Below are 25,009 nucleotides of genomic sequence, written 5' to 3'. Positions count from 1 at the left end.
TAGAGGATCCCGCTTGCGCCGACAGTCAGGCGTCGCGCTGGCTACAGAACCTTAGATCGGCTTTCCTTCACTCGATGCCCAGTTCCTCATCAACTCGTTGCTTGGCAATGTCTCGTCTATCAATTTCTTTGCAGTGCGAATTCCGGCAACCGGCAGTCCCGTGGGATCGAGAACTCCGATCTGCACCAGAACCGAAGCCTGGTCCCAGTAAATATGCTCGTTGTAGAGCTTATCGCCACGGAAACAGATGACTGCCAGCATCGGGATCTCGATGTACTTACCCGTAGGCGCGAGGCCGGGCAGCATCCAGTCGATCTCGCGATCGTGAGTAGCACAGAAAATGAATTCATCGACGATACGGTCCGCGCCGATAGTGCGCGAGATAGGAATAAAATGCGTGTCCGCCGGATTGGCGTGGACGAAGTGATACTTGTAGAACCGTTTGAGATCGTCGTGTCCGACTCCTCCCGTCATGGTCGGCACGTGGTTGACGTACGGCGCGGCAACCATGGTCGGCAAGATCGAATCGACATCGCGCGACTCGAACTCGTGATAGCAATGCAGTTCCCAGAGCGAATTCAGGTCATAGACCGGTCCGAGTACCTTACGCAACAGCGCGATGGTGCGCGAATAGGCCATCATCGCTGCCGGCTTGTCGAAGTGCTCACGCCGCGGGGTCGCGAAAGCGTGGTCACACCCTGGATACACGTATTGCTCGACCGCGGGCAGCGTAGAAAGCACTGACTGGATCGTCTCGCGCGTTGCCTCGGGGCACAGCGCGTCGTCACCGGCGAAATGAAAAACCATCGGGCAGCGGATCGACCGCGCATCATCCAGATAGGCATCGAGGCCCACCCCGTAGTAACTGACGGCGCAGTCGATTTCCGTGCGAGCGGCCGCCAGCATCGCGAGTTTGCCGCCCAGGCAATAGCCAACCGCGCCGACTTTTCCAACGTGTTGCTCGAGCGAGCGGAGGGTCTTGATCGTCGATGCGATGTCGGTTATTGCCAGATTGACATCGAACTCGTCGTTATATCGCAGCGCAGTGGCGAAATCCTCGCCGCTGTAGCCGAGATCGACACCGCGCTTCATGCGCCAGAACAGGTCGGGCACCAGCACCACATAGCCTTCCTCGGCAAATCGATCGGCCGTTTCCCTCATGTAGGCGTTGATGCCGAAGATTTCCTGCAACAGGATCAAACCCGGTCCGGAACCTTGCCGGGGCCGCGCGAGATACGCAGAAAAGGTTTGGCCGTTGCCGGCGTCAATGTCAATGAATTCACCGTTCATGATTTTCTTCGTCCTTTACTCAATTCAACGTTATTGCGGTGTCCGAGGTTTTTCAGAGCGTCAAAAGGCGCGCGTGCAGAGCCTGACGATCCGCGGCGAGTCCGTGAGCGATTTCCTGTGCCATCGCGCCCATGTAGACCTCGTCCTGCTCGCCTTCCAATGCCGCCAGCACGGCGTCGACGGCTTCTGCGACCGGTATCTTCGGAGGCGGAACATCCCGGCTCATCTCGGTATCGATGGGTCCGGGCAGAACGGAAATCACTCGCACGCGATGCGGCGCGAGTTCGGCTCGTGCGCCTTCGGTCATTCGAAGAGCGGCAGCCTTCGATGCACTCAGCGACGCCATCGCCGGCAAGGCGACGCGCGCGAGTATCGAAAGAATGTTGATGATCGCGCCGCCGTTGGTTTTGAGCGCCGGTGAGAATGCACGCATCATGTTCAACGTTCCGAAGTAATTCACCTCCATTTCGGCACGCGCCGCTTCGGCGTCATTGGTCTCCAGTACCGGCTGCGTCCGATTGAGTCCGGCGTTATTGATCAGCAGCGTGAGGTCTTTCGCGTTCGACGCCGCCCTCGTCACCTGTTCGACATTCGTGATGTCTATTTCTACCGGCACGACGCGCGGATCACCGTCAGCAAGGCCCCCTTTTTTCCTGACACCCGCATAGACCTTGCGCGCGCCGCGCTCCAGCAACTTTTCGAGCAAACCTGCACCGAGCCCACGATCGGCGCCCGTCACAAATGCCACGCAGCCTTCAATTTGCATTACTACCTCCTGAACTGGACTGAGGCGTCAGTTTGAAAATACGTTGTGATTTGACGCCGAGGTGGCATCGTTCGACGAACAACTGCCGTCTGGGGTCAGGCAATCGGCAGCGCTAGAACGCGGTTCTGTTCGTCGATTGCAAGGCTGACTTCGTCGCCCACCCGCACGGGGCGTTCGAGTCGCGCGATCACGACCGGGCCGGCATCCGTCGTCACGCTGGCAACCAGCACGTCACCGCCGTCCTGCGCACCGACGCGACGGCGCACGGTCGTCCATTCATTGACAGTGCCGGATTCGGCCACTCGCTCGTGCCACTCGGCTCCGCCGCATTCGAAACAGAAATAGCGCGCGGGAAATACGGTCGAACCGCACTGATTGCACTGGAATACCTTAAGTGTCATTGCTCACCCCGCTCAACCGCTTCGAGCACGACGGCATTCGCACACATGCCGTAGCGATACTCGACCATTCCATAGCCGCTCACGACCGCGAGCCGGGCATTCGGCACCTGCCGCGCCCCCGCACGCCCGCGCAACTGTGTCAGCGCCTCCACGAGACCATGCATGCCGCCCGCGGCTCCTGCCTGCCCAGCGGACAGTTGACCACCGGATGTATTGACCGGCAGTTCGCGCGATTTGATGCGCGCGATCATCGCGCGCAGGTCGCCGTCGGGCGCGAAGCCGAGATCAGCCAGTTGCGCAATCGCCATCACCGGGTAGTCGTCGTAGACCGAGACCATGTCGATGTCCTCCGGCGTGACACCAGCCTGCCGCCACAAGTCGCCGGCGATCGTCGCCAATGAAGTCTGCGTGCCGTCGCCTGTCTGGTGATCGCCGTTGTAACGGCATTGCAGAGAACGCACCCGGACATTGCGGGCGCGACGCATGAGATCGGCGCGCGCGATGATCACGGCGTTTGCGCCGCAAACCACGGGTACGCAATCGAAGCGGCCCAACGGATCAGCGATGATCGGCGCTTCCAGATAGTCGTCGATCGTCAGTGGCGCTCGATAGACTGCACACGGGTTCAGTGCCGCCCACGCGCGTTGCGCGACGCAAAGTTCTCCATAGTCGCGGCGGGTCAGGTTGTGACGCTTCGCGTGGCGTTGTGTGAGCATCGCGAACAGTCCGTTCGGCCCACCCACCTCCAGCGGCCGTAACCAGTTGCGCGTCGTCAGGTTGTAGTGATCGACCAGTTGCTTGAAGTCGGCCGGCTCGAACCGGTCACCGGACACCAGCGCAATGACGTTCGCGTCGCCATGCTCGATTGCGCGTATCGCATGCTGCAGCATATTGATGGCGCTTGCTCCACCGTGACAATCGTCCATGCACCAGCGTGGGCTGAGCCCGAGCCGCCAGGCGAGATCGATCGCATGGTCGGGAGCGAGCGTAAAAGACGCTACGCCAAGCCCGTCGACGTCTTTCGCCGAGAACCCCGATTCGTCGAGCGCGGCGGCGAACGCCCGGGCAAGCAGGTCGCCGGTGGATTCCGACGTCGCCTGGCGCCGATACGGCACTTCCACACCGGCTGTCAGCAGTGCTTCCGCGCATTTGTCGAGTGTCATATTCGATCTCCTTGAGCGAGACGATCAACGCTTAAGACGGGTAACCGTCTCGTGCGTGAACAACAGTGAGATCACGGTGATCATGCCGAGAGCCGCCATCAGCAAAGCCACGGGCCAGGCTGCGCGGTAGTGCGCGAGCAGCGCCGTCGCCAGCAACGGCGACAAGCCGCCTGCAAAGACCGACGAGACCTCGTGTCCAAGCGCCATACCCGAGTAACGCACTTCCGTGCTGAACAGCTCGCCCATCAGCGCGGGTTGCGTGCCCAGCATCGCGCCGTGACACACCGCATTACCGAGCAGGAATGCGAGCCAGATGAGCGCCGGGACCTTCGTATCGAGGAGCCAGAAAAACGGAAACGCGATAATGACGACCCCCACGGCACCGATCATGTACACGGGCTTGCGACCCAGACGGTCGGACAGGCGACCCCACAACATCAGCGTGACCATTTCCACCGCCATCGAGACGATCACGCCGGTGAGCAAGATCTGGTTGGGTACGCCGATAAACTTTCCATAAACGAGCGCAAAGGCAATCACAATGTATGAAGCGCCGTTTTCCGCCATGCGCAGCCCCATTGCCATCAGAACTTCCTTCGGATGTTGGCGGATCACGTCGAGCACCGGCATCCGCGCCCTTCTCCCCTCAGCCTCGGCCTTCGCGAATTCGGCGCTCTCCGGCAACCGCGAACGGATATAGACGCCAACGCCGAAAATCGCGATCGACAGCAGGAACGGGATACGCCAGCCCCACGTCATGAACGTGTCTTTCGGCAACATCTGCACGAGAAAGAACACAGTGGCCGACAGCACGAAGCCTCCGCCGACACCGATCTGGCTCATCGACGCGTAAAATCCGCGCTTCTCAGGCGGTGCGGACTCGCTGATCATCAGCACTGCGCCACCCCATTCGCCGCCGGCCGCGATGCCTTGCAAGATGCGCAGGACCATTAGCAGCGCCGGCGCCCACAGTCCGACCTGCGAGTAAGTCGGCAGGAAGCCAATGAGGAACGTCGCACCGCCCATGATCGACAGCGTCCATACGAGAGCACTCTTTCGACCATAGCGATCGCCGATGTGCCCAAACAGCGCGCCACCCAATGGACGAGCGGCGAACCCGACCGCAAAGCCGGCGAATGCGACCAGCGTGCCCACCAGCGGGTCGGTTCCTTTCGGAAAGAACAGCTCGCCAAAAACGAGCGCGGCGGCAGTGCTATACAGAAAAAAGTCGTACCACTCGAGCGCGTTTCCCGCGACGGACGCGAACACGATTCGCCGTAGGGATCTGTCGTCGACAGCGACCGCGTGGGGCTCGGGTATCACTTGAGGGGGCGTACTTGCGGCAGAGAACGTTCGCGTGCCAGTCATCGGAGTCTCCATGTGTACATTCGAGATGTACTCAATGTTGCTGTCTCGGTTGCCATGCGTTGAAGCGGGTCGCTCTGTCCCAGGCTTCTGCGAGCCTTTTGGGGAAAATGGCGAGCTTCACTTCATCGACGCTTGAGCCGGTATCCGGACGTTTCCAGATCCCATGTGGTGGCGGTCAGACCCGTTTCCCGCAACTTGAATTTCTGGATCTTGCCGTTTTCCGTCTTCGGCAATTCCTGGTCGAAGTCCAGATAGCGTGGCACTGCGAAGTAAGGCAAGCGCGGTTCGCAGTAGCGGATCAGATCGAGCGGCTCTAACGCCTCGCCGTGGCGCAGGCCGATGACGGCCATCACCTCGTCTTCCGCGAGCGCCGATTTCACGGCGAACACCGCCGCGGTTTCGACTGAAGGGTGACTCAACAGCACTTGCTCGACTTCGTATGAGGAAATGTTCTCGCCTCGGCGGCGAATCGCATCCTTCTGGCGGTCGACAAAACGGAAATAGCCATCGGCCTCGCGTATCACGCGGTCGCCCGTGTGAAACCAGAGATTGCGCCAGGCCTTCACCGTTTCAGCCGGCATGCCGAGATAGCCGTTGGCAAACGAAAACGGCTCGCTGGAACGCAGGATCAGTTCTCCGGGCTCGCCGTCGGGGACAGGCTGATCGTGCTCATCGACGACGCGCGCTTCGAACCCGCGAGCCAGCTTGCCCATATAGCCCGGGCGTCGAGCGCTCGCTTTGCCGCCGATCACCGCATTGGTTTCCGTCGAGCCATATCCGTCGATCAATGCAATGCCGCAGCGAGCGGTGAATTCTTCCTGGAAATGTCCCGGCACGCCCGGCGCGAGCGCGACGCGCACCCGATGGTTGCGCTCGTTCGCAGCGACCGGCCGGCCCAGCAAAATGGGCACCATTGCGCCGAGCACAAACGTAATGGTCGCTTGCGTGGCCACCAACGCGTCGAAGAAGCCGCTGGCCGAGAAACGCCGGCCCACGACGAGCTGAGCGTCGTGCAACAGAGCCTGGAAGAAGCTGTTCAGTGCGTTGGTATGGAACAGCGGCAGGCACGTGTACAGCACGTCGCCCGCGACGACGCCCAGATCATGCGCAGTGTTATATCCCCACCAGTAGAACTGGGCGTGCGGGCAGATCACCCCTTTGGACAACCCGGACGTGCCAGACGTATAGAGCACGGCCAAAGGATCTCCGTTTTCGACTTTCGCGGCTGGAATCGGCTCGGCCGCCGGTGGAAACGGGGAGGTCGCATAACGGGGCGCAAGCGCGTCCGCCGCCGGCTCGTCGATCAGCCAGATGTGCTCGAGCGGTAGATCTCGCGCCGCCAGCGCGTGCACGACATCCACCAGTTGAGCTTCGGCGACTAGCAGGCGCGCGCCGGAGTTACGCAGAATGTGCTCGAGTTGCGGACCGCGCGATGCGGTGTTGATCGGCACGACCACCGCGCCGAGCCATCCGCAGCCAAGGACGACTTCCATGAATTCCGCACGGTTTGTGCAGAGCAGTGCGACGTGGTCACCGCGCTTGATGCCATGGGCCGCCAGCGTGCCGGCGCGGCGCGATGCGACCTCCATGGCATCAGCGGCACTCCATACCGTAGGGCCGTCGGAAAAGAGCGGCGTCGTGCCGTTCCGGGTAACGCGTGCTGCGAGCAACGCTGGCAACGTGCGCGACGAAACCACGTCTGACTGCTGCGCACGCTGTTCGGCGATTGTATCTATCAGTTCCATGAACGCTTGCCTCTCTTATGTGTGAGGCCAGTCTAGGATTCGCTAAGATATCGGTCAAATCGATCAATTTTAGGATCCACATAGACATGATCAATTTCCATAGCGTCGATCTCAACCTGCTGCGCGTGTTTCAGGTGATTCTCGAAGAGCGCAGTCTCACTCGTGCTGCGCAGCGGCTCCAGCTATCGCAGCCCACGATCAGTTATTCGCTGGGGCGTCTGCGCTCGTTGTTCGATGATCCGCTTTTCGTTCGCACGCCTGATGGCATGCTTCCCACCGCTACCGCGGAAAGATTGGCCGTGCCGCTCAGCAGCGCCATTGCGTCAATCCGCGAAGCACTGCGGCAAAGTGAAGAGTTCGATCCCGCGACCAGTACACGCGAATTCCGCCTGGCGATGTCCGACATTGGCGAACACGTGTTTCTGCCGCGCATCTGCGAGAAGCTGCAACGCGTTGCGCCGGAGGTGCGGATATCGGCCGAGCAGGTGCCGCTGCGCGAGGTCGAGGAGAAACTGCGGCTTGGGCAGATCGATCTGGCCATAGGTAATCTTCCGTCGCTTATGCCGGTCACTAGCCACGCACTGCTGTTCCGCGATGAGTTTGTGTGCATGACGCGAAAGCGCTCGGGGCTTCCGGTCCGGAAGTTGTCACGGCAAAAGTTCTTGGAATTTCTGCATGTGAGCGTGACGACGAGCGACAGCAGCCACCTGGCCATCGACGAGATCTTGCGCAATCAGGGTTTGCATCGGCGCATCGCGCTGCGGGTACCCCATTTCACGGTTGTTCCGCAGATTTTGCAGCGCACGGACTGGATGGTGACGCTCCATAAAGGCGCGGCACTGATGTTCAATGAAACAGGCCAGTTCTCGATCTATCCGATGCCGGCGGAAATTCCTGAGATCGAATCCACCGTCCATTGGCATCGCAACTTCGACAATGACGAAGGGATCAGGTGGTTCCGCGAACTTGTGATCGAGACGCTGCATCGCGATTGAACGCGCAGCGAGATCCTCTTGTGGGAACGGTCAACGCAGCACCGTTGTTTATGCTTCGTCGACCGTCTCGGGCACTGCACTGTCGGCTTCCGTTTCCGGGCGACTCTTAAGCCAAAGTCCAAAATCGCGCATGACCTCGACGACGGGTTTCAACCGCTGACCATCGTCGGTCAGCCGGTACTCCACTTTTACAGGGACTTCGGCGAACACGGTGCGCTGCACCAGACCCGCCTGCTCCAACGCACGCAAATCAAGCGTCAACATACGCTGCGATATTCCCGGCACGTCCCTGCGCAGATCGTTAAACCGCTTCGGACCGTCAAGCAGGTACGACACGAGTAGCAGGCGCCACCGACCGCCCAGCAAGCGCATCGCCTCTTCGACCGAACATCCCGTTGCACTTCTCTTCATCGTCTTTCCAGGTAAGTATATTTTTTGTACCTATATCACAAACTTCTGCCTTCTTCTCTTTTTATCCCCGGTGGGCGATATTAGCCGCCACGCCATATCGGCGGCGACATACCGTTTTCGATCATGAGGAAAAATGCATGAAGCTCTATCACGCTCCCGGCAGTTGCTCGCAGGCCATTTGCATCGTCTTGCAGGAGGCCGGATTGAGTGCGGACATCGTCAAAGTCGATGCCCGCAAGCATTTGTTGGAGGACGGAACCAGCTACTACGACCTCGCCGAGTTGGGCTACGTGCCCCTCCTGCAACTCGATAACGGCACGGTTCTGCGCGAAGGACCGGTCATCGCGCAATATCTTGCGGATCTGCGCCCCGAAACAGGATTGGCGCCCACGTACGGCACGTTGGAGCGTTATCGATTGCTCGAATGGCTCAACTTTCTGACTTCTGAAATTCATAAAGGCTTCATTCCACTGCTCTATGCGGTCGCAGCCGGCAAGTGGGTCGAGACCGCGAGACCCAAGCTCGAGCGCAGATACGAATGGATCGATCAGCAGTTATCCGGCAAGCGGTTTCTGATGGGAGACATTTTCACTGTCGCCGATGCCTATCTATTCGCGCTGACGGGCTGGGGTAAAGCTGCATGGATGAAGTCTGTCTACAACGCAAATATCGACTTCACTTCGCACCGCCATCTTCAGGCATGGTACGAACGCGTCCGGGATAGACCGGCGGTGCAGCGCGTTCTGAGTGAAGAAAGATTGTCGGGCAGTTGAAGCACTATGCCGAAAATTCGCTGCCGCGTGCGATTGATGGCGCGGTTGCAGCGTAGCGATTCTTCAACTCGGTGCGGTCGAATCAGCCCCCGTCACTTCCCAACCCCCGCTTCAACAGCCCACCGCCCGACCCATGCAACCGCCACCCCAATCGCAAGCCACAACGCTCCGCCGACAATTCCCCTGGTACCGCTTGCGACAAGCAACAACACCGTCATACCCAACGCCAACGGCAACATCACGTGCGGCAGCGGTGTCCTGAACGCCGGCGAAGCGCTTTTACTGGTCCGCAGTTTCATCAGCACGAGCAGTGGCGGCACGAAATGCAGGACATAGAGGAAGCCGCCGATCGATGTTGCACTCGCCGACGAGCCGAATAGCGCCATCAGTATCAACATGCCCCCGCTCACCAGCACTGCGACCTGGGGCGTGCCGGTTTTCGGATGCACGTACGCGAGCGGAGACGGCAACAAACCGTCACGCGCCATCGCGAAACTGATCCGCGATGTGACGACCAGTACCGCGTTCGCGGTCGCGGCGGTCGTCACCACCGCAATCACGGCAACCAGACGGCCGCCGCGATTGCCGATGAAATGCTGCGCGGCCTCGCTGAGCGGCGCCGACGATGCGCCCAGCGTGTACCAGTCGACTGTTCCCAACGCAGTGAATGCAACCAGCAGATAAATGCCGAGTACGATCGCGAGCGTGATCAGGATTGCGCGCGGCAGGTTTTTCTCCGGCCGCTCGATTTCTTCTCCCGCGGCCGCAACCATATCGAAGCCGCCAAACGCGAGGAAAGCAATCAGAGCGCCCGACAGGATCCCCGCGATGCCATGCGGCGCCCACGGGTTGAACCGGCTGAGTACAATCGCATGCGCGCCGGCCAACGCAAAGCCGAGCAGGCCCGCAATCGCGAGGCCAATGACCAGCACCTGAACCTTGCCCGCTATTTCAACCCCGCGTGCGTTGATCAGTACGCACGCCAGCACGAGCGCAACCGCGCTCCAGCCTTGTGGCGCGCCGGTCAGCGCATTCAGGTACCCGCCGAACCCGAGCGTCACATATCCGCTGACGAACACGTACGAGCCCCAGAACACCCATCCCATCAGAAAGCCCCAGCGGCTTCCGAGTACCTCGCGCACGAATGCATAGCCGCCTCCCGCGTGCGGGAACCGGCAGGCCAACTCCGCGTAAGGCAGTGCGATCACCAGCGATGCGACGAATGCGAGAGCAAACGACAGCAGCGCAGCCGGCCCTGCCAGCGCGGCCGTCTGGCCGACGAGCACGAAAATGCCGCCCCCGATCGTTCCGCCGACTCCCACTGCCACCGCGCCGCGCAAGCCCAGTGAACGCCGCAATTGCACGCGTGCAGTCGTCCGGGTGTCCGCGCTCATGAGCGCGACCCCGTCGCGTTTTGTCGATTGTTTCGTCGCTTGCACATGCATTGCGTCTGCGACCGATGCGAGGACGTGATGAGTGGATCAGAAACGGGGCGAGCGACGAGGCGCTCGCAGGCGAATACGGCCATGGCGACTTCCAGATTGATTCGAAAGCCCCATTGTTCGGCCAGTTGCGACCGGCGTATTGGCAAAAATTGCGGCGCCGCGCGCTTTCAGTGCCGGTGACCCGTCGCAGCGGCTGCCGCGAACTGTTGCGGTGTGATGCCATAACAGCGCTTGAAGTTTTTGGTCAGCGCGCTCTGGTCATAGAATCCGGTCAACGCGGCCACGTGCGCGATCGGCAGTCCCTGTGCAAGGTAATGACGTGCGTTCGCGAGTCTCACTTGCGTCAGATACAGGTGCGGAGTCAGGCCGAGGCAGCGCTTGAAAAGACCGATCAGCTGGAACGGTGTCAGGCCGACCGCGGCACTCAGGTCCTCCAATAACAGTTCATCGGCGTATCGATCGTTGACGAGGTCGGTTACGACGCGCAGCAGCGCCTTGTCGCGCGGTGCCGGCTCGATGCGCGCAGCGCCGCAGCCGTGGCGGTCGTAAAGCTGGCCGAACGTGGAGAAGAGCAGTTCGCGCTCACGAAAAACGTCCTTCCCTTCCTCGAGGCAAACGTGCAGCTTCAGGAAGGAGGCGATCAGATCCGGGTCGTCGAAGACATTTCGTATGAAGTACGGCGATTCCTCGATTCCGAGGCCGTCCGTGACGGTAGCGATCGCCGATTCCTCGAGATAGAGCGACCGGTACCGCCAACGCTCGCTCCATCCCATCCACCCCGAGTGCGCTTCTGCCGGGTTGAAGACGAGCAGCGTGGAGGTCCGCGCCTCATCGGTTACGCCACGGCTTTTGAAAACCGAACCGCCCGACTCGGTCATCGCGATGACAAACCCGTCGTGCGTGTGAGGCGCGTATTGCTGAGTCGTGAAATCGGCCCGCATCAGGCTCAGGCCCGGCGTGCGCGCGTGCCACCAGAAGTGAGCGTGGTTTGCTGGATCGTTGCGGGCCACGGATAAGTATCGAAGCGCTAAGAGAGAGTATTCGACGCTGGAACTCCAACATCGAACCGCTATTGTAGCGTCGGCCCAGCCGTTCACTTACCGGTCCAGCACCACGCGCGTGCCCTCCTCCACCCGCACCCGAACCACGTCCAAACCGGCTCCCATACAAGGTCCATCGATACAGTGCCCATCCTCGAACCGGAACAGCGCACTGTAATGCGCGCACATCAGCACCTGCGAGCGATAGCACATCACATCGCCGGGCTCGAAATCGAGCGGCACCGAAAAATGCGGGCAGCGGTTTACATAGGCCCACACCTGCGCGCCGCGCCGCACGATCACCACCGGCCCGCCGGCCTCGGGCGCATCGACCACGCGCGCGCCGCCGTCCGGCACGTCATCGACCGTACATAACGCCGTCGCGTTCATCGCTCACACTCTCCGCTCGGGATTGCCGAGGCTCCAGTCCCACGGCCGGATCTCGACGCGGTCGAACAGCCCCGCCTGCATATACGGGTCGTGGCTCATGAACTCCATCACGTCGTCGATCCGCTCCGCTTCGACGACCAGCAACGTGCCGTTCATCGCATCGCATTGCGGCGCCAGCGTCGGACCGCCCAGGCGCACGAACACACCGCGATGCGAGTCGCCGCGCAACCACGTCCGATGCACCGGCCGCACCCGTTCGCGCACGTCGCGCATGCCGGGTTTATCGGTGGCGAACACCGCGAAAAAGCGTCCCATCGTCACGCGCTCCGGTCGAGTACGAAGTCGTAGCGCGCCTCGCGGAACGGTCCGTCGAAGCCGAATCGCCGTGCGAGTTCATGATCCGCGGACCGCTCGCGATAATCGACCAGCAACGACGGCTTCACGCCGAACACCGCGTCCGAGCCGAGATACGGATCCTCGCGATCGAACACGTGTGTGACCAGCGTGCGATGGCCGGGCGCGTCGATCATGAAATGCAGATGTGCGGGCCGCCACGGGTGCCGCCCGGTCGCGTCGAGCATGCGGCCCACCGGACCGTCGGTCGGAATCGGATAGCTGACCGGCACGATCGTCGAGATCGCATAGCGACCCTCCGCATCGGTGCGAAAGCGTCCGCGCAGATTGCCGTGCGGCTGTTCGGTGTCCTGTCCGGAGTACATGCCGTTCTCGGCGGTCTGCCATACGTCGAGCACCGCATCGGCGATTGGCGCGCCATCGGTCGACGTTACGCGGCCATGCACGAGTGCCGGCGTGCCCGGGCTCAGCGCGATGTTCTCGCCGTACGCGCGCTCGGGCATCCCTTGAATGTAGAACGGACCGAATACGGTGGTGTCGGTCGCGCCGGTGGCGAGGCGGTGGTTGATCGCATCGACCAGCATCGACACACCCAATGTATCGGACAGCAGAATAAATTCCTGGCGCACGACGTCGTCGCACATCTTGCCGGTGTCGGTCAGGAAGCGGATCGCCGTCATCCATTCCGCTTCGGTCGGCTCGACTTCGCGCACAAACGCATGCAGGTGCCGCACGAGCGCCTGCATCATCGTGCGCAGCCGTTCGTCGGGCGTGTTCGCGAAGCTTGCGACGACCTGCTCGGTCAACGCCCGTTCGGTGTCCTTGTTATCGATCGACATGTCTTCCTCCATGATTGTTTGGGCCACGCGCGGCGCGCCGCAGCGCATTGCGGTGCGGCGCCGCTCAGGCCGGCTCCGCCCCCTGCCACGCGCGTTGCAGCAACGCGCGGATCGCCGTGCGCTCCACCGGCCGAGGGTTCGCATACGGATTCTGGCACGCGAGGTCGGCCGCTTCGTCGAGTCCCTGCTCGGGCATGCCGATCTGTTCGAGCGCGGCCGCAATACCCAGTTTGCGGTTCAACTCGAACAGCAGCGGCCCCGCGTCGGCGGCATCGGTGCCGCCGAGCGCGCGCGCGACCCGCGTCAGCGCATCCGCGGCAGCCGTGTGATTGTAGTGCGCGGTATGCGGCAGCATCGCCGCATGGGTCTGCGCGTGCGGCAGATTGAACGTGCCGCCGAGCGTATGACAAAGTTTGTGATGCAGCGCCATCCCGACGGCGCCGAGACAGGTGCCGGCGAGCCATGCGCCATACAGCGCGCGGCTGCGTGCTTCGCGATCGGACGGCGCGCGCACGATTACCGGCAACGCTTCGCCGAGCGCGCGGATCGCTTCCTCGGCCATCAGGCTGATCACCGGGTTCGCGTCCTCCGCATACAGCGCCTCGACCGCGTGCGCCATCGCATTGATGCCCGATGCCGCCGAAATCGGCACAGGCAGCGACAACGTCAGCGACGGGTCGTAAATCACGGTGCGCGGCAGCACTCGCATATCGCGGCCCGTGCGCTTCAGACGCCCTTCGGTGAGGCCGTAGATCGGCGTCATCTCGGAGCCCGCGTAAGTGGTCGGTACCGCGAGAATCGGCAGCGACGATTCGAGCGCGATCGCCTTGCCGAGTCCGACTGTCGAGCCGCCGCCCACCGCGACGCAGCAATCGGCATCGAGTGCGGCGGCTTTATCGCGCGCCGCCCGCGCGACTTCGACCGGCACGTGCATCACCGCTTCGGCGTGCACGCCGGCCGCGCGCGCGCCGAGTACGCGCGCGACCTGATCGGCCAAACCGCGTTGCTCGGGCGTCGCGAGGATCAGCGCGCGCTGCGCGCCGAGCCGTTCGATTTCGGCAGGCAGCGCGGACAGCCCGCCCCATTCGAACACCACGCGCGACGGCGTGCCCTGATAGACGAAGCGCTCCATACGCACCTCAGCGTTTGAAATGCGGCGGCACGTGACCGTCGACGTTGACCCATACCGAGCGCGCTTCGGTGTAATCGTGCATCGCCTCGAAGCCCATCTCGCGGCCGTAGCCCGACTGACCGACGCCGCCGAACGGGCTGCCCGGATTCACGCGCTTGTAGCAGTTGACCCAGCACATGCCCGCGTTGATCTGCGCGGCCATCTTGTGAGCGCGCGACAGATCGCGGGTCCACAAACCGCTGCCGAGACCGTACTCGGTGCCGTTCGCGATCGCCAGCGCTTGTTCATCGCTGCCGAAACGCAGCACCGTGACGAACGGGCCGAACACTTCTTCCTGCGCGACGCGGTCTTTCGTGCTCGCCGCTTCGACGATGGTCGGACGCACGTAATAGCCGTTCGCGAGCGCGGCATCCTGCGGCGCGCTGCCGCCGGTCAACACGCGTCCGCCCTGCTGACGGGCGACGTCGACGAATTGCAGCACCCGTTCCTGATGCTGCTTCGACGTCAGCGGTCCCATTTCGGTGTTCGGGTCGAGAGGATTGCCGAGCCGGATCGACGACGCGAGCGCGACGAAACGTTCGAGGAACTGATCGGCGATCCGCTCGTGCAGCACCAGCCGCGAACCGGCGATGCACGCCTGCCCCTGGTTGTGGAAGATCGCCCACGCGGCGCCGTTGATCGCGGCGTCGAGATTCGCGTCGTCGAATACGATGTTCGCGCCCTTGCCGCCGAGTTCGAGTTGCACGCGCTTCAGATTGCCCTGCGATGCCTCGACGATACGCCGGCCGGTCGCGGTCGATCCGGTGAACGCGATCTTGCCGACGCCCGGATGCCCGGCGAGCCGCTGCCCGGCGGTATGCCCATAACCGGCGACGATGTTGACGACGCCCGCCGGAAAACCGACCTCGGCCATCAGTTCGACGATCCGCAGCGTCGACAGCGGCGTGATCTCCGACGGCTTCAGCACCACCGTATTGCCGGCCGCGAGCGCCGGGCCCATTTTCCAGCTGGTGAACATCAGCGGGAAATTCCACGGCACGATCTGCCCGACCACGCCGATCGGCGCGCGCTGCACGTAGTTCAGAAAGCCGGTTTCGACCGGAATCACCGAGCCTTGCAGCTTGTCGGCCATGCCGCCGAAGTAGCGGAAGCACGCGGCCGTGCGCGGCACGTCGAGGCCGCGCGAATCGCGGATCGGGTGACCGGTATCGAGCGATTCGAGTTGCGCGAGTTCTTCGGCGTTCGCTTCGATCGCGTCGGCCAGTTTCAGCAGCAGGCGGCCGCGTTCGGCGGCGGGCAGCGCGGCCCACTTCGGGAACGCGCGGGTCGCGGCGGCTACCGCGAGATCGACGTCGGCGGCGGTGGCCGCGGCGATCTTCGTGATCAGCGAGCCGTCGTGCGGATTGAGCACGTCGATCGTGCCGCCTTCGACGGCGTCGGTGAAGCGGCCGTCGATAAACAATTGGGTTTGCATGAAGAGTCCTCGGGAAAGGCGGGCGCGGCCAGGCCGCGCGTGAGGTGCGGATGAATCTCGGACAACGCACGGCAGAAACCGCGCGCTCAGAAGCTCAGAAGCTCGGAAGCTCGGAAGCTCAGAAATCGACCGGATACGGCTTCAGTTCGCCGCTCTCATAACGCTTGGGCAGATTCGGCGTCGCGTTTTCCCACACCAGCAGCATCGAACGCTTGGTCGAATAGCCCTGGTGACGGATATCGGCCGGCATCGCGCAGATGTCGCCCGCGCGCATCGTGATCCGCGCGCGCGGCGCGCCGGTGTTCTTGTCGCCGATATCCCAGACGATTTCGTCCGACAGTTGCAGGAACCACTCGACCCGGTCGTTGCCGTGGAACACCGGCAGGATGTACTCCTCGGTGGTCGGGCAGAACAGGCTCTGCCCGCACACCGACGTAACCGACGGATTCCACGTGACATCCGAGCGCGACAGGTACTTGAACAGATTGAACGCGTGCAGCTGGCCTTCGAACCCGGGTTCGACATGCACTTCCGGTTCGTCCTGGCTCACGTCGGCGAACGCGCGATTGACGGGCAGATCGTTGCGCAGCGGCGAATCGCCTTCGAGGCCCGGCATGCGGCGCGTCGCGATTCGCGAGCGCTCGATCGCCGCCTCGTTCTCGCCGTGCTTGCGGCCGAACGCGGTGCCGGTTTCCTCGGGCGCGGCGAACGGGTCGAAGCCTTCGTTGGTCCAGTCGTGCAGGATCGCCTTGAAGGTCGCCATGATGGTCGGCGTTTCGAAGGTCTCCGAATAATCGACGCCCGCCTCCTTCATGATGCCGTTGAACGATCCGGCGTACACGTCGACCTTGCCGTAGTGGTTACGCGTGCCGAACACGTGGTCGAAGTTGACCCAGCCGTAGAAGAAGCCCCACGCGACGTCGCGCATCATCGCGCGCAGGAAGGCGTCGGCGGGCACCGCGTGAGTGCGGGTCTGGCCTTTCGCCGGCCATTGAATCTTGACGAAGTACTCGTCGCGCATGAACTCGAACGCGCCGAGCGTGAAGCGGCGATAGCCGGTCACCGCGTCGGGTTCGCTGGCGCGGACGGTGTCGGCGGCGAAGCCGGCCGGATGATCGAGGGTTTCGAGGGATGCCATGTGTTGTCTCCTGATGGGTCGGATGATCGTTCGGGATGCGTATCAATGCAGGCAGATATCGGCCCACTTCTGCACCGACAGCTCGCCGGCCATCGTCTGTACCAGCGCGGCACCGGGCTTTTGCGCGGTGAAGCGGTACGCGCAGCCGGCCGGCAGCAGCGACTGATGACCGCGGCGCAGCACCACATGGCCCATCGCGCGGCCGGCGGGCGGCGCACCGGCGCCGGCGCTGACCGTGCCGTTGCCGCTTTGCGGCGGCGTATCGAGCTTGATGAAATCGATCCGCACTTCGCCGTCCATCTGGATCGCGAACTCGTCGTGCGAGCACGCGAACCACGGCGATTGACCTTCGGTGCGCAGCACCTCGATCACGTAGTCGAGGTTCTTGCCGACCACGACCTTCTCGTAAGGCGCTGATCCGGCGGCGACTTCGAAAACGTTGGAGAACACGTAGTGGCGGGCGTCGCCGGTGGTGATTTCGATCTCGCCCTTGCGGTAGCCGTCGAGCGAGCCAAACACGGTATGGAATTGCGCTTCGGTCATTGCTGTCTCCTGTCAGAGTTATCGCACCGCGTCTGCTTCGAATCGAGGCAACCGGGTGGTGTTGGCTTCAACTGTAGGAGCACGGCGGGATCGCAACAACCGGCGATCGGGCGATTACAGCATTCGCGCTTTGCAAATAATCGCGCCGCGCAATGCCGTTCGCCGGGCTGGCTTACGTCACCCAGCCGCGCTCGATGAGCGGCCGGTCCCACGCGGGTTCGGGACCCAGGTACTCGGCCAGAAACTCGACCAGCGCCCGCACTTTGAGCGCCTGTCGTTGGGTAGCGGGATACACGGCCGCGAAGTTCAGCGGCGACAGCGTGTAGTCGGTCAGAATGGGCACCAGCGCGCCGTCGAGCAGCGCCGCGCTCGCGACCAGCGTCGGCAGGCACACCACGCCGCCGCCGGTCAGCGCGTAATCGCGCAGCAGATGCACGGAGTTCGAACGGATCATCCCGGGCAATTCGATTTCGACGGCCTCGTCGCCGCGCGTCATCGTCCAGCGATTGCGCGACGGGTAGCCGGAATACAGCGCGGTGGTGTGTTGCAGCAATTCGCGCGGATGCTGCGGCGCGCCATGCTCGGCGACATACGCAGGGGTCGCGCAGAACAGCCGCCGCACCTTGAACAGACGCCGCTCGATCAGCGATTCGGCGATCGGCGGAAAGATCTGGAACGCGACGTCGAAGCCTTCTTCGATCGGATCGACGACCCGGTCGTTGACGATCACGTCGAGCTGGATGCCCGGATAGCGGCGGTTGAATTCGGCCAGCGGCGCGCCGAAGTGGCCGAGCGCGAAACCCGGCAGCATCTGGATGCGCAGCCGCCCGGTCGGCGTCGCGCGCAGCTCGCGCATCTGGTCGGTCAGTTCGTTCACGCGCCCGACCACCTCCGCGCACTCGCGATAGAACGCCTCGCCGACGTCCGAGAGCCGCACGTGCCGCGTACTGCGATGAAACAGCGGCGCGTTGACGAACTTCTCCAGTTGCTGGATTCGCGTGGTGATCACCGAACTCGTCACGCCCAGCTGCCGCGCCGCCTCGGCGAAGCTGCTGGTTTCCGCCACCCGTACAAATGCTTCGATACTCAGAAAACGGTCCATGCTGGGTCCTTGTCCACGCGAGTTGCCCGTCAGTGTAGCCGGGCTCGCGCGCGTGAATAGGCAGCGTTTTCAGCAATAGCGGCCTGCTTGCGGGCCTCCTCGCTTGCTCGCCTGCGGAACCCGGCACGGGCCTCATCGGACTACTCGCTCGCCGGCAATTCGAGTGCCGGCGCGCCGCCGCGCCGCCGCACCCTGGCCGGCGCGGTCTCTTCGAGCAGCAGGCTCACCACGATGCCGAGCAGCACCGCGCAGATCGGCAGCCACAAAATATTCTGGATCCCGAAGTGAGTCGCGACGAAGCCCGCGAGCGCCGGCGCGATGCCGCCGCCGAAAATCTCGCCGGCGCCGACGACGATCCCGATCGCGGTCGAGATCATCCCGAGCGGCGCGGCCTCGGTGGCGACCGGTCCGGACAGCAGCGACACCAGCCCGAGCGTGAAGAACGACGCGACGAACAGGACCGCGAACAACTGGACCGGCTGCGCGCCGAGGCCGCGAAACAGATACAGCATCACCGCGGTGCCGGCGAAGCCGACGATGCTGGCAGGCCGGCGGCCGATCAGATCCGACAGCCCCGGCAAGCCGAACTGGCCGATGAAGCCGCCGAAGCCGATCGCCGACACGACCACGCCCATCCGCTGCGTATCGAGCGACAGATACTCGGTCAGATACAACGGCAGCATCGCGCCGAGCACGAACACGCCGGTCATCGCGCAGAACAGCGCGGCCATCGCGACCGGGATGTTGCGGCTCTTGAGCACGTCGCGCCAGTTGCCGCGTTCGGCGGACGCGGCCGCACCGTGCGCTGCGCCGTGCGCCGAAGCTCGCGCCGCCGGCTTTGCAGCCGGGTCCGCAGCCGGCTTTGCAGCCGCCTTCGGCTCGCGGATCACGAAGTACATCAGCGCGCCGAGAATCAGCCCCGGCACCGACACCAGCGCGAACACGCCGCGCCACGACATCACGCTGAGCAGTTGCGTCGCGATGATCGGCGCGAGCGCGAGGCCGAACAGCGCGAAGCCGCTTTGCTGCAGCCCGAGGTTAAAGCCGCGCCGCTTCGGATGCGATGCGTCGGCGGTCGCCGCGAAGCTGGTCGGGCAGAACGAGCCCTCGGCGACGCCCATCAGCGCGCGCACCGCGAGCAGGCTGGTCAGCCCGCCCGCGATACCGGAAAAGCCCGACAGCAGCGAAAACGCGATGATCGACGGAATCAGCACCTTGCGGCGGCCGATCCTGTCGGAGATGCCGCCCATCAGCGCCGCGAAAATCCCCCACGACAAGCCGAGAATGCCGATGCAGTTGCCGAGGTCCTGCGCGTTCAGATTCAGGTCTTTCATGATGGACGGAAAGAGCGGCGCGATCAGCCAGCGGTCGAGCCCGACGAGGCCGAAGCCCAGCGCCAGCAGCGCGACGGCCTTCCATTCGTAGGCCACGTCCCAATCGTTCGATTTCATTTGTGTCTCCATGAGCCGGCCGCTGCGCGCAGCCTGGCAGTCGCTGCCGCGATCAGCGGCGCCGGGGTTCGTCGATCAAGTAGGGGATGCCGCGCCGCGCTGCGCGATGCGCGATGCGCGATCCATCGGGGATCGACGCGATGGTCGAGGCGGCGGCGACGTTGTGAAGATTGGCGCAAGCGCGCCGCGTCAGGTACGGGACAAGCGCCGAATGCGGCATTTGCGAATCGCGAATAATCCCGGCGAATGGCGTGACAGCGAGCGTGCATCAGGCTCGGCGCCGGGTGGCGCTCATCCGCCGGCGCTGCGGCGAGGCACCCCAGGACAAGCCCGGGTAGACGCGCGCGCGGCGCGCTGGCGGTGGCCTCAGCGCCGCACCAGCCGATAAACCCGCCTGCGCAGCGCATTGCGCAAACGCTGCAACTGCCGCGGCCGCCAGATCCAGCGCCCCCTGCTGCTAGAGCGGCCCCAGCCGTTGCAGTTCATCGCATCAACCCCACCAGCCCGAGCGCGATCCCCGGCACCAGAATCACCGCGATCAGCGCGACGATATTGGCGACCAGGAACGGGATCGTGCCGCGGAAGATCGTGCGGATCGACAGATCGGGCAGCATCGTTTTGACCATGAAGATGTTCATGCCGACCGGCGGATGGATCATGCCGATCTCCATCATCATCGCGACGTAGATGCCGAACCAGATCATGTTCGCGCCGAGCGGCTGGACGATCGCGGCGAAGACCGGGATGGTCAGGAGCATCATCGCGAGCGCTTCCATTAGCGAGCCGAGCACCACGTAGATCACGGTGATCACGGCGATTACGCCGAGCAGCGGCAGATGCAGCGCATGAATCCACGCGACCAGCGTCGCGGTCAATCCAGACAGCGTGATGAAGTTCGCGAAGATCATCCCGCCGAACGCGATCGCGAAGATCATCGCGGTGGTCTTGCCTGCCTCGACCAGCGATTCGAGCAGCAGCTTGCCGTTCAGCTTGCGGCGCAGCGTCGCGAACACAAGCGCGCCGCACGCGCCGATGCTCGACGCTTCGGTCGCCGTGAAGATGCCGCTATACAGACCGCCGACCACCAGCACGAACAGCGCGAGCACGCCCCATATCTTGCCGAGCTTGCGCAGCCGCGTCGGCCAGTCGACCCGTACGCCCTCGGGTCCCTTGGACGGATCGCGCCGCACGGTCCACCAGATCGACAGCAGGAACAGCGTGCCGAGCAGCAGCCCCGGCCCGATCCCGGCGATGAACAGCTTGCCGATGTCCTGATCGGTCAGCACACCGTAAATCAGCAGCGGAAAGCTCGGCGGAATCAGCGCGCCGAGCGTGCCGCCCGAACTCACGCAGCCGGCCGCGAGGCTGTCCGCGTAGCGATGGCGGCGCATCGACGGCATCGCAACCTTGGTCATCGTCGCGGCGGTCGCGATCGAGCTGCCCGACATCGACGCGAAGCCGGCGCAGGCCAGCACCGTCGCATGCGCGAGGCCGCCCTTCAGATGGCCGATCCACGCGTTGGCCGCGTCATACAGTTCCTCCGCGAGATCGGCCTTGTAGATGAAGGTGCCCATCAGGATGAACATCGGGAGGACTGACAGGTTCTCGTTGGCGGCGAGATCGGCGATCGTCATGCCGGCCATCGCGAGCGCCGGTTCCCAGCCGCGGATCAGCGCGAAGAAGCCGACGCCGATGCCGAGCATCGCGAAGCCGAGCGGCACGCCGACGAAGGCGAGCAGCAGCACGGCGAAAAATGCGGTCAGAGCGAGTGTCATGCGGCCTCCCGGCGCAACAGCGCGGTCAGATGAACGAGCGTGAGCGCGACGAGCACGATCAGCGTGACGCCCGACAGCGCGCTCATGTAGTACGAAAGCGGCGCGAGCGGCCATTCGAGCACGGTGGTGGTGAGGCGGTTGTGCGCCAGATCGGCGCCGTCGCTGGCGAGCTGCCACGTCATGATGGCCAGCGCGAGCGCGCTGACCAGCAGCACGAACAGCTGCTGGACCCAGCTGCCGACGCGACCGAGCTTGCCTTGCAGCAGATTCACGGTGATGTGCTGCTGATCGAGCGTGACGAGCGGAAACGCCGAGAAGATCAGGATCGCCATCGCGAAGCGCACCATCTCCGACGCGCCGCGAATCGGCGCGGAGAACCAGTAGCGCATGAACACATCGCAGAACGTGAGGCCCATGATCACGCACAACACCAGCGCGACGATCGCGCCGAGCACGCGGCGCAGCCAGCGGGTCGCGCAACCTTTGTCGAGCGCGACGCCGCGGCGCGTCGCCATCGTGTTCAGCGGATCGGATTGCTGTGACGGAATCATTGCGCCTCCTGTTGGGCAACCGAGCGGTAGTACGCGAGCGCGGCGGGACCGTCGACGTGCAGATGCGCCGCATTCGCGAGCCATGCGCGGTCGAGCGGCTGCGCGAGGCCGCGCAGCCCGTCGAGGAACGCGGGGCTCGGCTCGATCAGCTTCAGGCCTTGCGCGACGGCGTCGGCGCGTGCCTGGCGGTTGACCTTGTCGAGCGCGGCCATCCGGCGCGCGAACGCTTCGCCCGACAGCGCGGTGATCGCATCGCGATCGGCCGGTGCGATCGAGTCCCACACCTCGCGGTTCACGAACAGCGAGAAGCCGGGCGCGGTCACACCGCCGGGCACCGTAGTCTCGTAGCGCGCATAGCGCAGCACGTTGAAGCGCGCGGCGTCCATCTCGGGGATGCCGGCAAAACCATCGACGGTGCCGCCCGCCACCAGCTCGCTCATCTTCGCGGCCGGGGTCGCGACGACGCCCGCGCCGCCGCGATCCATCAGCGTCGACGCGACGCCGGGCAGCGCCCAGAACTTCACGCCGTGAATCGAATCGAGCGAGGTGACCGGCCGATGCAGCCCGTAGATCTCGCCGGCCGGGAACACCACCAGCGCGAGCAGATGCACGTCGTGATACTGGTCGGCCGGCTCGAGATATTTCTTGTAGGTGCGCCACAGCGACACCGACATCGCCTCGGCGGTCGACGAGCCGAGCGGCAGATGCGCGAGCTGCACGAGGCTAGCCTTGTTCTGGATCATCCCGTTGAAGATGTATGCGCCGTCGACGATGCGCTTTCTGACCACGTCCCACTGCTGTTGCGGCGAACCGATGCTGGTCGGCGGGAACACGACTTTCACGCGCCCTTGCGTGGCGCGTTCGACGTCGGCCGCCCACGGCTTCATCACCGCGACGTTGAAGATGTGCTGCGGCGGCAAGAACGCGTTGATGACCAGCGTCGTCTGTGCACGCACGACGGCAGGCAATGCGATCCACAGCGCCGCGAAGGCGACTGCGATAAAGCGGACCATGAGTTGTCTCCAGCTATTGAAATAGTTTTACCGGCGCCCGCGCGTGCTGCCCTCTGACCGGGCTCACAGCGCGCGGGGTGGTGCTGCGGGGGCCGGTGCCCGTTGTTGCGGCTGATGCCGCGGTACTGCTACTGCCCCTCTCCCTGATGCCTGCTGCCTGCTGCCTGATACCGGTTGATCTTGCGTGATGCTTTTATTCGTTAGGAGTTGCCTGCCGCGAACTCGCGGGTCTTATCACCAGTCGCCGAGCACAATGCCGCCCTTCTCCGACACCTCGGTCCAGCGCTCGACCATTCGCGCCGGCGCGGTCTGCCGCAACGTGCGATGCCGCAACCAGTCGAACAGCGCTTCGTGCATCCGCGTCCTGACCGCCGCATGCGCGCTGTGGTTGCCGAGATCCACCAGTTCGTCCGGGTCGTTCCCGAGATCGAACAGCTGCGGGCGAAAGCCGTCGTAGTACACGTATTTCCAGCGCCCGTCGCAGGCCATGAAGCAGCGGCAGCCGTCGAGTTCGCGGCCGAGCCGTGTGCGGGTGCGCGAGCGGAACGAGTAGTCGAACTCGCTGAACACCATGTCGCGCCACGGCGTGTTCGCGTCCGCGCCGTGCAGCAGCGGCTGCAACGAGCGGCCTTCGACGATATGCGCGGGAATCTCGACTCCGCACGCATCGAGAAACGTCGGCAGCAGATCGATTGCCTCGACGAGCCGGCGCTCGACCGTGCCGCGCGTCGCATCGGCCGCCCGGCGCGGATCGACGACGATCAGCGGCACGCGCGCGGACGCATCGTGAAACAGCTCTTTTTCGCCGAGCCAGTGATCGCCGAGATAATCGCCGTGATCGCTGGTGAACACGATCAGCGTGTCCTGGTCGCGGCCGGTTTCGCGCAGGAAGGCGAACAGCCGGCCGAGGTGATCGTCGATCTGCTTGACGAGGCCCATGTAGGTCGGCACGACCGTGTTGCGCACTTCGTCGCGCGAGAAGCTCAGGCTTTCGTCGTGCTGCATGAATGCGTCGTAGACCGGATGCGGGTTGTCGCGCTCGGCCTCGGTACGCGCGGCGGGCTTGACGTCGTCCGGTCCATACATGTCGTTGTACGGCGCGGGCACGATATACGGCCAGTGCGGCTTGATCAGGCTCAGATGCAGGAACCACGGCGCGTCGCCCTGCTCACGGATGAACGATATCGCGCGATCGATCATGTACGGCGTTTCGGAATCCTTTTCGTCGATATTGGCCGGCAGCGACGCGTGCCGCATCTTCCAGCCGCTGAGAATTTCGCCGTTTGGCCCTTGCGCCGAATTCGCGTAGTCATGCCAGGGATTGTCGCCTTCGTAGCCCTTGCCGCGCAGGTACTCGCAATACGGGGTGGCGACGCGCTTGCCGAACAGCCCCGGATGAATGCCGTCGTCGCGATCGTACGGCTCGAAGCCGCATTCCTCGACCAGCACCGCGCGCTCCGAGCCCTTCTCCATGCCGAGCCGCTGCATGCCGGCGGTATCCGCGACCATGTGGGTTTTGCCGGCGAGCGCGACGCGCATGCCGTGCGGGCGCAGATAATCGCCGATCGTCAGCTCGCCGACTGGCAGCGGCACGAAATTCCAGTACGCGCGATGGCTCGCGACATAGCGACCGGTGTAGTACGACATGCGCGACGGCCCGCAGACCGGGCTCTGCACATACGCGCGTTCGAAACGCACGCCGCGCTGCGCGAGCGCGTCGATATTGGGCGTAGCGAGCGTCGGATGTCCGTAGCAGGACAGGTAATCCCAGCGCAGTTGATCGCACATCACGAACAGGATGTTGCGGACAGTCTCCATCGTTTTGATCTCCTTCAGGTGGAGCTAAGGTA

Annotated in this window: 24 protein-coding genes; 2 read left to right on the top strand and 22 right to left on the bottom strand. The window is 63.7% G+C overall.

All coding sequences use genetic code 11. The features are described from left to right. Nucleotides 1-51: 51 nt before the first annotated feature. From LJ656_RS24865 to LJ656_RS24840, 6 genes are all read right to left on the bottom strand, one after another. On the bottom strand, nt 52-1,290 hold the full coding sequence (locus LJ656_RS24865; RefSeq protein WP_230512179.1) for a dienelactone hydrolase family protein: 1,239 nt from the start codon (nt 1,288-1,290) through the stop codon (nt 52-54). A 52-nt stretch (nt 1,291-1,342) separates the two neighbouring features. Then, a complete protein-coding gene (locus LJ656_RS24860; RefSeq protein ID WP_230512178.1) occupies nt 1,343-2,056 on the bottom strand; it encodes an SDR family NAD(P)-dependent oxidoreductase in 714 nt (237 codons plus the stop codon). Nucleotides 2,057-2,151: 95 nt separating this feature from the next. Next, nucleotides 2,152-2,457 (bottom strand): Zn-ribbon domain-containing OB-fold protein, encoded by a 306-nt coding sequence (locus tag LJ656_RS24855; protein ID WP_230512177.1) that lies wholly within the window; start codon nt 2,455-2,457, stop codon nt 2,152-2,154. Continuing rightward, a complete protein-coding gene (locus tag LJ656_RS24850) occupies nt 2,454-3,620 on the bottom strand; it encodes a thiolase family protein (protein WP_230512176.1) in 1,167 nt (388 codons plus the stop codon). The genes LJ656_RS24855 and LJ656_RS24850 overlap by 4 nt, the downstream gene beginning before the upstream one ends. Before the next feature lie 24 nt (nt 3,621-3,644). Continuing rightward, nucleotides 3,645-5,000, bottom strand: a complete 1,356-nt coding sequence (locus LJ656_RS24845) for an MFS transporter (protein WP_230512175.1) — start codon at nt 4,998-5,000, stop codon at nt 3,645-3,647. A gap of 110 nt (nt 5,001-5,110) precedes the next feature. Further along, nucleotides 5,111-6,733, bottom strand: a complete 1,623-nt coding sequence (locus tag LJ656_RS24840; protein WP_230512174.1) for an ATP-dependent acyl-CoA ligase — start codon at nt 6,731-6,733, stop codon at nt 5,111-5,113. A gap of 86 nt (nt 6,734-6,819) precedes the next feature. Between LJ656_RS24840 and LJ656_RS24835 the strand changes: the two genes are divergently transcribed. After that, nucleotides 6,820-7,728: a LysR family transcriptional regulator gene (locus LJ656_RS24835; RefSeq protein ID WP_230512173.1), complete on the top strand. Its 909-nt coding sequence runs from the start codon at nt 6,820-6,822 to the stop codon at nt 7,726-7,728. A 48-nt stretch (nt 7,729-7,776) separates the two neighbouring features. Here LJ656_RS24835 and LJ656_RS24830 read toward each other — a convergent pair whose 3' ends face one another. Next, nucleotides 7,777-8,139 (bottom strand): winged helix-turn-helix transcriptional regulator, encoded by a 363-nt coding sequence (locus LJ656_RS24830; protein ID WP_230512172.1) that lies wholly within the window; start codon nt 8,137-8,139, stop codon nt 7,777-7,779. 137 nt (nt 8,140-8,276) lie between these two features. Between LJ656_RS24830 and LJ656_RS24825 the strand changes: the two genes are divergently transcribed. Beyond that, nucleotides 8,277-8,912, top strand: coding sequence for a glutathione binding-like protein (locus LJ656_RS24825; protein WP_230512171.1), 636 nt, complete (start codon nt 8,277-8,279; stop codon nt 8,910-8,912). Nucleotides 8,913-9,004: 92 nt separating this feature from the next. Here the strand turns inward: LJ656_RS24825 and LJ656_RS24820 are convergent, their stop codons facing one another. From LJ656_RS24820 to LJ656_RS24750, 15 genes are all read right to left on the bottom strand, one after another. Continuing rightward, nucleotides 9,005-10,306, bottom strand: coding sequence for an APC family permease (locus LJ656_RS24820; protein ID WP_230512170.1), 1,302 nt, complete (start codon nt 10,304-10,306; stop codon nt 9,005-9,007). Nucleotides 10,307-10,524: 218 nt separating this feature from the next. Beyond that, nucleotides 10,525-11,367: a helix-turn-helix transcriptional regulator gene (locus tag LJ656_RS24815; protein WP_230512169.1), complete on the bottom strand. Its 843-nt coding sequence runs from the start codon at nt 11,365-11,367 to the stop codon at nt 10,525-10,527. An 87-nt stretch (nt 11,368-11,454) separates the two neighbouring features. After that, nucleotides 11,455-11,787, bottom strand: coding sequence for a Rieske (2Fe-2S) protein (locus tag LJ656_RS24810; RefSeq protein ID WP_230512168.1), 333 nt, complete (start codon nt 11,785-11,787; stop codon nt 11,455-11,457). Nucleotides 11,788-11,790: 3 nt separating this feature from the next. Continuing rightward, nucleotides 11,791-12,102, bottom strand: coding sequence for a YciI family protein (locus tag LJ656_RS24805; protein ID WP_230512167.1), 312 nt, complete (start codon nt 12,100-12,102; stop codon nt 11,791-11,793). A 2-nt stretch (nt 12,103-12,104) separates the two neighbouring features. Next, the gene (locus LJ656_RS24800; RefSeq protein WP_230512166.1) at nt 12,105-12,980 is read right to left on the bottom strand and encodes an intradiol ring-cleavage dioxygenase; all 876 of its coding nucleotides are present in this window, start codon (nt 12,978-12,980) and stop codon (nt 12,105-12,107) included. A gap of 64 nt (nt 12,981-13,044) precedes the next feature. Continuing rightward, nucleotides 13,045-14,112, bottom strand: coding sequence for a maleylacetate reductase (locus LJ656_RS24795; protein ID WP_230512165.1), 1,068 nt, complete (start codon nt 14,110-14,112; stop codon nt 13,045-13,047). Nucleotides 14,113-14,119: 7 nt separating this feature from the next. Further along, the gene (locus LJ656_RS24790; RefSeq protein WP_230512164.1) at nt 14,120-15,586 is read right to left on the bottom strand and encodes an aldehyde dehydrogenase family protein; all 1,467 of its coding nucleotides are present in this window, start codon (nt 15,584-15,586) and stop codon (nt 14,120-14,122) included. Between the two features lie 118 nt (nt 15,587-15,704). Beyond that, on the bottom strand, nt 15,705-16,724 hold the full coding sequence (locus LJ656_RS24785) for a hydroxyquinol 1,2-dioxygenase (RefSeq protein WP_230512163.1): 1,020 nt from the start codon (nt 16,722-16,724) through the stop codon (nt 15,705-15,707). 42 nt (nt 16,725-16,766) lie between these two features. After that, a complete protein-coding gene (locus LJ656_RS24780; protein ID WP_230512162.1) occupies nt 16,767-17,267 on the bottom strand; it encodes a cupin domain-containing protein in 501 nt (166 codons plus the stop codon). Between the two features lie 172 nt (nt 17,268-17,439). Then, nucleotides 17,440-18,369, bottom strand: coding sequence for a LysR family transcriptional regulator (locus tag LJ656_RS24775; RefSeq protein WP_230512161.1), 930 nt, complete (start codon nt 18,367-18,369; stop codon nt 17,440-17,442). Nucleotides 18,370-18,509: 140 nt separating this feature from the next. Next, nucleotides 18,510-19,820 carry an MFS transporter gene (locus tag LJ656_RS24770; RefSeq protein WP_230512160.1) on the bottom strand — a complete coding sequence of 437 codons (1,311 nt, stop codon included), beginning with the start codon at nt 19,818-19,820 and terminating at the stop codon, nt 18,510-18,512. Between the two features lie 482 nt (nt 19,821-20,302). Next, nucleotides 20,303-21,595: a TRAP transporter large permease gene (locus LJ656_RS24765; RefSeq protein ID WP_230512159.1), complete on the bottom strand. Its 1,293-nt coding sequence runs from the start codon at nt 21,593-21,595 to the stop codon at nt 20,303-20,305. Further along, the gene (locus tag LJ656_RS24760; RefSeq protein WP_230512158.1) at nt 21,592-22,146 is read right to left on the bottom strand and encodes a TRAP transporter small permease; all 555 of its coding nucleotides are present in this window, start codon (nt 22,144-22,146) and stop codon (nt 21,592-21,594) included. Before LJ656_RS24760 ends, LJ656_RS24765 begins: the two co-directional genes overlap by 4 nt. Continuing rightward, nucleotides 22,143-23,159 (bottom strand): TRAP transporter substrate-binding protein DctP, encoded by a 1,017-nt coding sequence (gene dctP / locus LJ656_RS24755; RefSeq protein WP_230512157.1) that lies wholly within the window; start codon nt 23,157-23,159, stop codon nt 22,143-22,145. Before dctP ends, LJ656_RS24760 begins: the two co-directional genes overlap by 4 nt. A gap of 234 nt (nt 23,160-23,393) precedes the next feature. Further along, nucleotides 23,394-24,977: an alkaline phosphatase family protein gene (locus LJ656_RS24750; protein WP_230512156.1), complete on the bottom strand. Its 1,584-nt coding sequence runs from the start codon at nt 24,975-24,977 to the stop codon at nt 23,394-23,396. Between the last annotated feature and the right edge of the window lie 32 nt (nt 24,978-25,009).

The sequence above is a fragment of the Paraburkholderia sejongensis genome, from assembly GCF_020880815.1.
In the GTDB taxonomy this organism is placed as follows: domain Bacteria; phylum Pseudomonadota; class Gammaproteobacteria; order Burkholderiales; family Burkholderiaceae; genus Paraburkholderia; species Paraburkholderia sejongensis.
The sequence above is the reverse complement of the archived record's forward strand: the minus strand, read 5'-3'. Positions and strand labels throughout refer to the sequence as shown.

What these genes read in the sequence shown, in the direction of transcription:
- LJ656_RS24865 (WP_230512179.1), bottom strand. Translation starts at nt 1,290, where the DNA reads ATGAACGGTGAATTCATTGACATTGACGCCGGCAACGGCCAAACCTTT.
- LJ656_RS24860 (WP_230512178.1), bottom strand. Translation starts at nt 2,056, where the DNA reads ATGCAAATTGAAGGCTGCGTGGCATTTGTGACGGGCGCCGATCGTGGG.
- LJ656_RS24855 (WP_230512177.1), bottom strand. Translation starts at nt 2,457, where the DNA reads ATGACACTTAAGGTATTCCAGTGCAATCAGTGCGGTTCGACCGTATTT.
- LJ656_RS24850 (WP_230512176.1), bottom strand. Translation starts at nt 3,620, where the DNA reads ATGACACTCGACAAATGCGCGGAAGCACTGCTGACAGCCGGTGTGGAA.
- LJ656_RS24845 (WP_230512175.1), bottom strand. Translation starts at nt 5,000, where the DNA reads ATGGAGACTCCGATGACTGGCACGCGAACGTTCTCTGCCGCAAGTACG.
- LJ656_RS24840 (WP_230512174.1), bottom strand. Translation starts at nt 6,733, where the DNA reads ATGGAACTGATAGATACAATCGCCGAACAGCGTGCGCAGCAGTCAGAC.
- LJ656_RS24835 (WP_230512173.1), top strand. Translation starts at nt 6,820, where the DNA reads ATGATCAATTTCCATAGCGTCGATCTCAACCTGCTGCGCGTGTTTCAG.
- LJ656_RS24830 (WP_230512172.1), bottom strand. Translation starts at nt 8,139, where the DNA reads ATGAAGAGAAGTGCAACGGGATGTTCGGTCGAAGAGGCGATGCGCTTG.
- LJ656_RS24825 (WP_230512171.1), top strand. Translation starts at nt 8,277, where the DNA reads ATGAAGCTCTATCACGCTCCCGGCAGTTGCTCGCAGGCCATTTGCATC.
- LJ656_RS24820 (WP_230512170.1), bottom strand. Translation starts at nt 10,306, where the DNA reads ATGAGCGCGGACACCCGGACGACTGCACGCGTGCAATTGCGGCGTTCA.
- LJ656_RS24810 (WP_230512168.1), bottom strand. Translation starts at nt 11,787, where the DNA reads ATGAACGCGACGGCGTTATGTACGGTCGATGACGTGCCGGACGGCGGC.
- LJ656_RS24805 (WP_230512167.1), bottom strand. Translation starts at nt 12,102, where the DNA reads ATGGGACGCTTTTTCGCGGTGTTCGCCACCGATAAACCCGGCATGCGC.
- LJ656_RS24800 (WP_230512166.1), bottom strand. Translation starts at nt 12,980, where the DNA reads ATGTCGATCGATAACAAGGACACCGAACGGGCGTTGACCGAGCAGGTC.
- LJ656_RS24795 (WP_230512165.1), bottom strand. Translation starts at nt 14,112, where the DNA reads ATGGAGCGCTTCGTCTATCAGGGCACGCCGTCGCGCGTGGTGTTCGAA.
- LJ656_RS24790 (WP_230512164.1), bottom strand. Translation starts at nt 15,586, where the DNA reads ATGCAAACCCAATTGTTTATCGACGGCCGCTTCACCGACGCCGTCGAA.
- LJ656_RS24785 (WP_230512163.1), bottom strand. Translation starts at nt 16,724, where the DNA reads ATGGCATCCCTCGAAACCCTCGATCATCCGGCCGGCTTCGCCGCCGAC.
- LJ656_RS24780 (WP_230512162.1), bottom strand. Translation starts at nt 17,267, where the DNA reads ATGACCGAAGCGCAATTCCATACCGTGTTTGGCTCGCTCGACGGCTAC.
- LJ656_RS24775 (WP_230512161.1), bottom strand. Translation starts at nt 18,369, where the DNA reads ATGGACCGTTTTCTGAGTATCGAAGCATTTGTACGGGTGGCGGAAACC.
- LJ656_RS24770 (WP_230512160.1), bottom strand. Translation starts at nt 19,820, where the DNA reads ATGAAATCGAACGATTGGGACGTGGCCTACGAATGGAAGGCCGTCGCG.
- LJ656_RS24765 (WP_230512159.1), bottom strand. Translation starts at nt 21,595, where the DNA reads ATGACACTCGCTCTGACCGCATTTTTCGCCGTGCTGCTGCTCGCCTTC.
- LJ656_RS24760 (WP_230512158.1), bottom strand. Translation starts at nt 22,146, where the DNA reads ATGATTCCGTCACAGCAATCCGATCCGCTGAACACGATGGCGACGCGC.
- dctP (WP_230512157.1), bottom strand. Translation starts at nt 23,159, where the DNA reads ATGGTCCGCTTTATCGCAGTCGCCTTCGCGGCGCTGTGGATCGCATTG.
- LJ656_RS24750 (WP_230512156.1), bottom strand. Translation starts at nt 24,977, where the DNA reads ATGGAGACTGTCCGCAACATCCTGTTCGTGATGTGCGATCAACTGCGC.